General features: G+C 69.8%; 8 protein-coding genes. 7 read left to right on the top strand and 1 reads right to left on the bottom strand.

Features of this window, described 5'->3' with window-relative positions:
- The first annotated feature begins 243 nt into the window (after positions 1–243).
- Positions 244–852: a helix-turn-helix domain-containing protein gene (locus tag ACFW9D_RS29745; RefSeq protein WP_384626907.1), complete on the top strand. Its 609-nt coding sequence runs from the start codon at positions 244–246 to the stop codon at positions 850–852.
- An 84-nt stretch (positions 853–936) separates the two neighbouring features.
- Here the strand turns inward: ACFW9D_RS29745 and ACFW9D_RS29740 are convergent, their stop codons facing one another.
- Positions 937–1,104 carry a hypothetical protein gene (locus tag ACFW9D_RS29740; protein WP_384626904.1) on the bottom strand — a complete coding sequence of 56 codons (168 nt, stop codon included), beginning with the start codon at positions 1,102–1,104 and terminating at the stop codon, positions 937–939.
- Positions 1,105–1,997: 893 nt separating this feature from the next.
- On the opposite strand from ACFW9D_RS29740, the gene ACFW9D_RS29735 reads away from it, so the two are divergent.
- The 6 genes from ACFW9D_RS29735 to ACFW9D_RS29710 form a co-directional block, all read left to right on the top strand.
- Positions 1,998–3,533 (top strand): flavin-containing monooxygenase, encoded by a 1,536-nt coding sequence (locus tag ACFW9D_RS29735; protein ID WP_384626901.1) that lies wholly within the window; start codon positions 1,998–2,000, stop codon positions 3,531–3,533.
- On the top strand, positions 3,526–4,461 hold the full coding sequence (locus tag ACFW9D_RS29730; RefSeq protein WP_384626898.1) for an alpha/beta fold hydrolase: 936 nt from the start codon (positions 3,526–3,528) through the stop codon (positions 4,459–4,461). Before ACFW9D_RS29735 ends, ACFW9D_RS29730 begins: the two co-directional genes overlap by 8 nt.
- Positions 4,445–5,833, top strand: a complete 1,389-nt coding sequence (locus tag ACFW9D_RS29725) for a flavin monoamine oxidase family protein (RefSeq protein WP_384626895.1) — start codon at positions 4,445–4,447, stop codon at positions 5,831–5,833. The genes ACFW9D_RS29730 and ACFW9D_RS29725 overlap by 17 nt, the downstream gene beginning before the upstream one ends.
- A complete protein-coding gene (locus ACFW9D_RS29720; protein WP_384626892.1) occupies positions 5,830–6,534 on the top strand; it encodes a transporter in 705 nt (234 codons plus the stop codon). Before ACFW9D_RS29725 ends, ACFW9D_RS29720 begins: the two co-directional genes overlap by 4 nt.
- A gap of 26 nt (positions 6,535–6,560) precedes the next feature.
- Positions 6,561–7,919, top strand: a complete 1,359-nt coding sequence (locus ACFW9D_RS29715; RefSeq protein ID WP_384626889.1) for an NAD-dependent succinate-semialdehyde dehydrogenase — start codon at positions 6,561–6,563, stop codon at positions 7,917–7,919.
- Positions 7,920–7,948: 29 nt separating this feature from the next.
- Positions 7,949–9,058: Zn-dependent alcohol dehydrogenase (locus tag ACFW9D_RS29710; protein WP_384626886.1), on the top strand; the 1,110-nt coding region annotated here is incomplete at its 3' end.

Genomic DNA, 9,058 nt, shown 5'->3' with positions numbered 1-9,058 from the left:
CCCCCCACCCCCCCCCCCCCCCCGCGGGCCTCCAGGAGTGCGTTGCGTTTAGCTCCACTAAACCGGCGGCAGGTTTACCACGCGGGCGGCGGTGCCACAAGAGATTCGACACCGCCGCCCCTCCTTCAGGGGCATCTCCCGCCCATGAAGGGCATGCCTTAGCCTCGTGCCACGGAGAGGGCTCGTCCGAGTCGGTCTGTCACCCGGCAGGCCCACGGCCTCGGGACGGGCGGTGAGCAGACCATGGCCATCGATGACGGCACCCCGGCGGACGGAACACCGAAGGGCTCCGCTGCCCTGGAAGCGTCCGCCGGCGCCCAGTTGAGGAGGATCAGGCTCAGCCGGGGGCTGTCGTTGACGGAGGTCGCGCACCGGGCGGAGGTCACCAAGGGCTTTCTGAGCCAGTTGGAGCGCGGGCTCACCAGCGTGTCCGTCCCGACACTGTTGCGCGTCTGCGATGTCCTGCGGATCGGGGTCGGCGACCTGTTCGCCCACCCCGTCGATCAGGTCGTGGAGGGCGGAAGCCGGATCGACATGGGCGGTGCGGGAGTGACCGAGTTCCTGCTCACTCCCGCCGACACCACCGCCTTTCAAGTCTTTCGTTCGGTGATCGAACCGGGTGGCGGCACGGGTGGCCCCTACCGGCTGGACAGCACCACGATCTTCGCCATGGGGGTGAGTGGCTCGACCCGGCTGATCGTCGGGGGCGAGACGCGGATGCTGTCCGCCGGCGTGTCCACCTCGTTCTCCGGCCGGACGCTTCACCAGTTCGACAATCCGGGTACGACGGTGAGCGAGGTCCTGTGGGTCCTGTCGCCGCCTCTGCTCCGTACCACGCGAGAACCGTCCTAGCGTCGCTCGCGGCAGGCGACGGGCCAAGGCGCCCCCGGCTCGTTCAGGGCTCTTCCCCGCATCGAGACGCTCGTAGACGGCCGGTCACCGAGCCCGGAGGACGAGGGCCTGCACCGAGCCGGCCACGGCCGAGAGGGCGACGAAGCCGCCGATCACCCAGGCGCCCTCGGTGGTGCCGACGAGGACCGGGAAGTTGCCGATCGCCAGGCAGACCACACCGGCCAGGCGGGCGAAGGCCATGGCCGGAGCCACGACCGTCCCCCATACCGGCCGCCACTCCTCCGGCGCGCCGGAAGAAGCCGATCACCGCGAGGCCGGTGGCGGCCATCATCACAACGGTGCCGAGCGTGGCGGCGCCGGAGGACCAGGCGTAGACGTCCGCGAGCGGGTCGAGACCGAGGGCCACGACAACGAGTGTCACGACGAACGCGACCGCCGAGACGACAGCCGAGCATGTCGACGGCGCACGGTGCCGGGGGTGCACCACGCCGAGCGGCGCCGGCAGGGCGCCGGCCCGGGACAGGGAGAACCGGTAGCGCGTCACGACGTTGTGAAAGGCCAGCACGCACGCGAACTGACTGGTAATCAGAAGAAGCTGCGTCATGTCGAGCCCGAGCACCTTGGCACTCAGCTCGATGTCGCGATGGCCGAGGAACGCGATGACGCCCAGCGAGACGAACGCCCACAGCCACCATGGAGAGCTGACGTCGGCACACCTCTCGACGGCGTTGCCGGTGTCGACGCCGACGTAGGCGTTCTGTCGGTGGAGGTGGGCGTTGCCCGAGGCCACCGCATCTGCCGCCCTGAGAGCCCGAACGGGCAACCGGGTTCAGATCCGCGGGAGTTGCCCGCACGGCGCGGTCGGCGGCAGGCCGATCGGCAGGGTCGCCCGACGGTGAGACCACCATCGGAGCGAGGTGTTTAGTCTCACTAAACACCGCAGACTTTTATCACGCCCGCGAGGGCGGCGCAATGGTGCGGTCGCGGCGCCGCTCCGCTGCGGCGACCGTCCGAGGGCGGCGCCGCCGGGCCGGCTTGTGCACCGTGCACCGGGCCCGGTGCAGGCAGGTGCACGCTGCCGTTCCCGCCCGTGGCCCTCGCTGGCGACAGTGAGATCACCACCCCGGGAACAGCGAGGAAACGCCATGACAACTGACGTGCTCGACGCCGTCGAGGAGTTCGACGTGGTCATCATCGGAGCGGGAATCTCCGGCATCGGTGCGGCCAGCTACTTCAGCCGAGACCTCCCCGGCAAGTCCCTGCTCGTGCTCGAGGGCCGCGACGACATCGGTGGCACATGGGACCTCTTCCGCTACCCGGGCATCCGCTCGGACTCGGATCTCCACACGTTCGGCTACGCGTTCAAGCCCTGGCGGCACAAGGCCGCGATCGCCGATGCGCCGCTGATCCGGGACTATCTCCGCGAGACGGTCGAGGAGAACGGCCTGGAGCGCCTCATCAGGCTCCAGCACCGGGTCGTCGGGGCCGAATGGTCCTCGGCCGACTCGCGGTGGACGCTCACGGTCCAGGCGCCGGACGCCGCCACGGGAGAGACCCGGACCAAGAAGATCCGCGCGGGATGGGTGTTCGCCGCCACCGGCTATTACAAGTACGACCAGGGGTTCTCCCCGGAGTTCCCGGGACGCGAGGACTTCGAAGGCACCATCGTCCATCCCCAGCACTGGCCGGAGGATCTGGACTACAGCGGCAAGAGGGTCGTCGTCATCGGCAGCGGCGCGACCGCGATCACGCTGGTGCCCGCCATGACCACCGGGGAAGGCGCCGCCCGGCACGTCACCATGCTCCAGCGGACCCCGACGTACGTCATGGCGCTCCCCCGGGTCGACAAGGTCGCCCTGGCGCTCACGAAGCTGCTCGGAGAAGAGCGCGGGTACGCCGTGACGCGGTTCAAGAACATCTGGACCGAACACGCCGTCGTGAAGGGCCTGCGGAAGTTCCCCAGGGCCGGACGGGCGCTCATCCGGCACGAGAACGCCAAGCGGCTCCCCAAGGGCTTCGACGTCGACAAGCACTTCAACCCGCCGTACGACCCGTGGGACCAGCGGCTGTGTCTGGCGCCCGACGGCGACTTCTTCGACGCGATCAGGAACGGCTCGGCGTCCGTCGCCACCGACACGATCACCCGGTTCAGCAAGCGCGGCATCGTGCTGAGTTCGGGTGAGGAGCTGGAGGCCGATGTCATCGTCACCGCGACAGGGCTGAACCTCCAGCTCTTCGACGGCATGCCCATCGTGGTCGACGGCCGCGAGATCGACATCGCCGACTCGGTCTGTTACCGCGGCATGCTGCTGAGCGGAATCCCCAACTGGGCGATGGCCATCGGTTACACCACCTCGTCGTGGACGCTCAAGGTGAGCCTGATGTGCCGTTACTTCATCGACCTGGTCCGGCACATGGACGCGCACGGCTACGACCGGGTGGTCCCGGTCGCGCAATCCGGCACGGAGCTCCGGCCGGTCATGGACCTCAAGGCCGGCTACGCCAGGCGCGGCGAGAAGGTGCTTCCCAAGCAGGGACTCGAGAAGCCCTGGCGGATGGCGATGTCCTACCCCGAGGACGCCAAGGCGCTGCGCGGCCCGGTGGCGGACGAGCACCTCGAGTTCGGCGCCGGCCGGGCGGCCGCGCACCGGTCCGGTGGGAGGAGGGCGACCCGTGTCTGAGACGAACGGTGCCGAGGGCGCCGACCAGTTCGCGGTCCTGCCGTCCGGGACGACGATCTGCTTCCGGGACCTCGGTGACAAGGCCGACCCGGCCATCCTGCTCATCGCGGGACTGGGCGAGGACCTCACCTTCTGGACCGACTTGTTCTTCGACTCGCTCGTCGCCCGCGGCTTCCGGGTCGTCGCGATCGACAACCGTGACGTCGGACAGTCCACGTTCGTCGCCACTCCGCCTCCCGCACTCTGGCGCCAGATCGCCGCACGCCCTCGCGGCGACGCGTACACGCTGGCCGACATGGCCCAGGACGCCGTCGGCGCACTCGACTGTCTCGGTATCGCGCGGATGCACGTGGTGGGGCGGTCGATGGGCGGGATGATCGCGCAGACGGTCGCGGCCGCGGCGCCCGACCGCGTCCTGTCGCTGACGTCCATCTACTCGACCACCGGGTCGAAGAAGGTGGGCCAGCCCGCGCTGTCGACGATGCGGCTGCTCGCCGCCTCGCCGGCGAGGACCAGAACCGCGGCGGTCCGGGCCCACCTGCGGCTCACCCGACACATCGCGGGAACGGGATATCCCATCGACGACGCGGAGGAAGCGGCCGTCGCAGCCCGCGGCTGGGACCGCAGCGCCGGGGACCCGGCCGCCGGAGTGGCCCGGCAGGTCCAGGCGATCCAGCGCTCGGGGGACCGCACCGCCCAGCTGGGCAGGATCACGGCCCCGACGCTGGTCATCAACGGCGACCGGGACCTGCTGGTCGCCCCGAGCGGCGGCGCCGCGACCGTCCAGGCGATCCGTTCGGCCCAGCACGTGGTCATCCCCGGCATGGGCCACCACATCCCCCGGGCCCTCGTCGGCCCCGTGACCGAGTACATCGCGCAGCACGCCGCCCGCGTCGGCGAAGGAGGTAGCCATGTCCGGATCTCGTGAGCCCGGCACCGAGGTCGACGTGGTGGTTGTCGGTGCGGGCTTCGCCGGTCTGAGCGCCGCCGAGCGGCTGGTGAGCACGGGCCGGTCCGTCCTGGTCCTGGAGGGCCGCGACCGGGTCGGCGGCAGGTCGCTGTCCGGCGAGGTGGCCGGCGTGAAGGTCGACCTCGGGGCGACGTGGGTGGCGCGGCGCCACACCGCCGTCCGGGACCTCGCGAGCCGAGTCGGCTGTACCACGACCGACCAGTTCGCCCAGGGGCGCAACGTCCTGTGGATGGCGGGCAGGCGCCGCACCTACAGCGGCACCATCCCCAAGGTCTCCCCCGCGGCCCTCGTGGACATGGCCCGCATGCAGGCGGCCGTGAACAAGCTGGTCGCGACCATCGACGTGAACGCCGCGTGGGAGACGCCGGGAGCCTCCCGGCTCGACGCCGTCTCCTTCGGCGAGTGGCTCGACCGCAAGAACGCCCTGCCCTCCACCCGTGCGCTGATGACGGTCATCAGCAAGGTGCAGTGGGGCTGCACCCCGGGAGACGTCTCCCTCCTGCACGCCCTGCGCTACATCCGTTCGGCGGGCGGGCTCGACCACATGCTGGACGTCGACGGCGGACAGCAGCAGGACCGGATCGTCGAGACCACCCAGGAGATCGCCAAGCGGGTCGCGGAACGGCTGGGCGACCGCGTACGCCTGGACACACCGGTGCGCCGCATCACGCAGGACGACAAGAGCGGCGTCACCGTGCGCACCGACTCCGGCGAGATCCGCGCCCGGTACGCGATCGTCACGGCCGCGCCGGCGCACCGCGCCGCCATCGAGTTCGATCCCGCGCTGCCCGAGCGGGCCGATGGGCTCGCGCGGGCCTGGCGCATGGGCGTCCTGAGCAAGGCGTTCGTGGCCTACGAGACGCCGTTCTGGCGGGCCGACGGATGTTCCGGCGAGGCGGTGACCGACACCGGGACGGTGTTCATCACCTTCGACGTGTCACCGGCCGCCGGCGGGCCGGGCGTGCTGATGGCCTTCTGCGATCCGCGCGTCTTCGACGCCTTCAGCCTCGAGGCGCGACGCGACCGGGTGGTCGAGCAGCTCGCCGATCTCTACGGTCCCCGGGCCCTTTCCCCGATCGACTACATGGACCACTGCTGGGGTGCGGAGCCGTTCGCCCCGGGTGGCCCCAACCCCGCGGTCGCCCCGTACGCGACCTACAGCTTCGGCAAAGCCCTCGCCGAGCCTCATGGGCTCGTCCACTGGGCCGGCACGGAGACCGCCGGCGAGTGGGCCGGCACCATGAACGGCGCGGTGCTGACGGGTCAGCGCGCCGCCGAGCGTGTCGCCGCCCTCCTGTCCGGCGACGTCCGAGCGGAGGCGCTGCGATGAAAGAGATCCTGTTCCTGCTGGCCGACCTGTGGATGATCTTCGCCGGCTACTTCTACGGATGGCGATTCATCCGGCGGTACGGCAACCACCTTCTCGGTCTCGAGTGGATGGTCGTCGCGACGTCGGGCAGCAACTTCCTGCTGTGGTCGCTGCTGGGCGGCGACAGCGACAGCGTCCTGTACGACGTGGCGTACTTCTTCGACGCGTTCTCCAGGTCGGTCGGCATCACGCTCATCCTGGTGATGGGCCTGATGAAGGTCACCCATCGGTACAAGCCGAGCCTCGGCGTCGACATCGGTGTGTTCGCCGTGGCGATCGCGGCCGGCCTGGTCCTGCGGCACTTCCACGACGCGGATCCGCACACCGACCCCGTCGCGTTCGCGGTCGCCGTGTTCTACGTCGCCGTCAACCTCGTCACGGCGGTCTTCCTCGGGTACTTCGTCAAGCAGCTCTGGACCGCGGGTGCGAGGTGGCCGGCGATCTGGACGGCACTGGTCACCGCCGCCGGGACCACCATCGCGATCACCTACGACTTCTTCCCCCTGCCGTTCGACGACGCGAGCCGCACGATCTTCTACACCGCCGCACTGACGACCTGGGGCACCCAGGGATTCGTCTACTTCCGCGCCTACCGCGCGCTGCACAACCACAACGCGGCCTCGGCCGCGAACCCCACGCACGCGAGCCGAACCCTCGCGTGAACCCGGTACACGAAAAGGGAGTCAGTATGGCGAAGAGTCACCGGTACGCGGTCGTGGACCCCGCGGACGGCAAGCTGGTCGCGGAGTACCCCACCGCGACGGACGAGGCCGTCGATGCGGCGCTCGACGCGGCGGCGCACGCCTATAGGCACGGGGCGCGGCAGACCTCCGTGGCCGAGCGCGCCAAGCTGTTGAGCACCGTCGCCACCCTGCACCGCGAGCGCAGCGGGCAGCTTGCCGAGATCATCCACCGGGAGATGGGCAAGCCGGTGGACGAGGCCGTCGCGGAGGTCGAGTTCAGCGCCTCGATCTACCAGTACTACGCCGACAACGCGGAGAAGTTCCTGGCCGACGAACCGATCGAGCTCCTGGAGGGCGAGGGCACCGCTTTCGTCCGCCGTCAGCCGGTCGGCGTGCTGCTGGGGATCATGCCCTGGAACTACCCGTACTACCAGGTGGCTCGATTCGCCGCTCCCAATCTCGCGCTGGGCAACACCATCGTCCTCAAGCACGCGTCGCAGTGCCCGGAGTCGTCCGCGGCGCTCCAGCAGTTGTTCACGGACGCGGGCTTCCCCCAGGGCTGCTACGTCAACGTCTACGCCACCGGCGAGCAGATCGCCCGCGCCATCGCGGACCCCCGCGTGCAGGGCGTCTCCTTCACCGGCTCGGAGCGGGCCGGCGCGGAGGTCGCCGAGAAGGCCGGGCGCAGCCTCAAGAAGGTGGTGCTCGAACTGGGCGGCTCGGACCCCGTCGTCGTGCTGTCGACGCACGACCTGGACGCCACGGTGCAGGCGGCGGTCGAGACCCGGTTCGAGAACACCGGGCAGGCGTGCAACGCCGGGAAGCGCATCATCGTCGCCGCCGACCTGTACGACGCCTTCCTCGACAGGTTCACCGAGAAGGTGCTCGCCCTGACCGACGGTCTGGCGCCGCTGTCCTCGGTCGGCGCCGCCGAGTACGTCGAGGAGCAGGTCGCGCGGGCCGTCGAGGAGGGGGCGACCTTCGTATCTGCACGACAGCGCGAAGGGGCGTACTTCCCGCCGGGCGTCCTGACGGGCGTCTCGCCGACGTCGCCGTCGGCAGCCGAGGAACTCTTCGGTCCCGTCGCGACCGTCTACCGCGTCGGATCGGAGGACGAGGCGGTCGAGTTGGCGAACGCGACTCCGTACGGGCTGGGCTCCTACGTGTTCTCGACGGACGCCGAGCAGGCGCTGCGCGTCGCCGACCGGATCGAGGCAGGCATGGTCTTCGTCAACGGCGTCGGCCTCGAAGGCGCGGAGCTGCCCTTCGGCGGTGTCAAGCGGTCCGGTTTCGGTCGCGAACTGGGCCGGGCGGGAATCGACGAGTTCGCCAACAAGAAGCTCATCCGCACCGCTCGGACGTGACCGCCGCACCGCACGGAAGGAAGCCCGCCATGACCATCGAATTCGACGCCGCCGTCTTCAGGACACCGGACGAACCCCTGACCGTCGAAAGGGTGACTCTGCCCTCGACACCTCCGCCCGGCGAGGTGCTCGTACGCCTCAAAGCGAGCGGGGTGTGCCACAGCGACCTGCACGTCCTCGCGGGCGAGTGGGAGGTGCCCACGCCGATGATCCTCGGCCATGAGGGCTCCGGGATCGTCGAGAGCGTCGGCGAAGGTGTCACGACGCTGAAGCGGGGCGATCACGTCGTGCTGTCCTGGACCCCGTCCTGCCGCCGCTGTCACTACTGCGTCAGCGGCCGGCCGGTCCTGTGCGACATGGTCAGCCGCCACTCGGCGAACCACCTGTCCTTCGACGGCCGTACCCGGATCACGTCGGTGAGCGACGAGGACGTCTTCAGTTTCGCGGGCCTGGGAACGTTCGGCGAGTTCACTCTCGTGCCCGAATCGGCCGCGATCGCCGTCCGCAACGACGCCCCGTTCGAACAGGCGGCTCTGGTCGGATGCGCTGTCACGACCGGCGTCGGCGCGGCGATCAACACCGCCAAGGTGCGCCCGAGCGACACCGTTCTGGTGCTCGGTTGCGGCGGCGTCGGTCTGAACGCGATCCAGGGCGCGCGTCTCGCCGGCGCGCGGAAGATCATCGCCGCGGACCTCTCCGACGAGAAGCTGGAACAGGCCCGTGTCTTCGGTGCGACCGACGTGATCAACAACGGCCGGGAGGACTTCGCCGACCGGGTGCGTCAACTCACCGACGGACGCGGTGTGGAGATCGCCATCGAGGCCATCGGGCTGCCACGCACCATTGAGGCCGCCTACGGTGCCCTGGCTCGCGGCGGCACCGCGGTGGTCGCCGGGCAGGTGGCGGACGGCGTGCGGATCTCCATCGACCCCTTCGTCATGTCCGATCAGGAGCTTTCGCTCATCGGCTCGAACTACGGCTCCAGCAAGCCCGATTCCGACTTCCCTCTGCTGATCGACCACTACATGAACCACCGCATCGACCTCGACTCCCTGGTGACGGGCGTGATCGGCCTGAAGCACATCAACGAGGCGTTCGACCAGATGAAGAGCGGCATCGGCATCCGCTCGGTGATCAGG

Source organism: Streptomyces sp. NPDC059524 (assembly GCF_042749255.1).
Lineage (GTDB): Bacteria > Actinomycetota > Actinomycetes > Streptomycetales > Streptomycetaceae > Streptomyces > Streptomyces xanthii.
Note: the sequence above shows the minus strand (reverse complement) of the source record. Positions and strands in the feature narration are given on the sequence as shown.

Coding starts and splice junctions, on each gene's coding strand:
- ACFW9D_RS29745 (WP_384626907.1), top strand. CDS start 244: ATGGCCATCGATGACGGCACCCCGGCGGACGGAACACCGAAGGGCTCC.
- ACFW9D_RS29715 (WP_384626889.1), top strand. CDS start 6,561: ATGGCGAAGAGTCACCGGTACGCGGTCGTGGACCCCGCGGACGGCAAG.
- ACFW9D_RS29735 (WP_384626901.1), top strand. CDS start 1,998: ATGACAACTGACGTGCTCGACGCCGTCGAGGAGTTCGACGTGGTCATC.
- ACFW9D_RS29720 (WP_384626892.1), top strand. CDS start 5,830: ATGAAAGAGATCCTGTTCCTGCTGGCCGACCTGTGGATGATCTTCGCC.
- ACFW9D_RS29725 (WP_384626895.1), top strand. CDS start 4,445: ATGTCCGGATCTCGTGAGCCCGGCACCGAGGTCGACGTGGTGGTTGTC.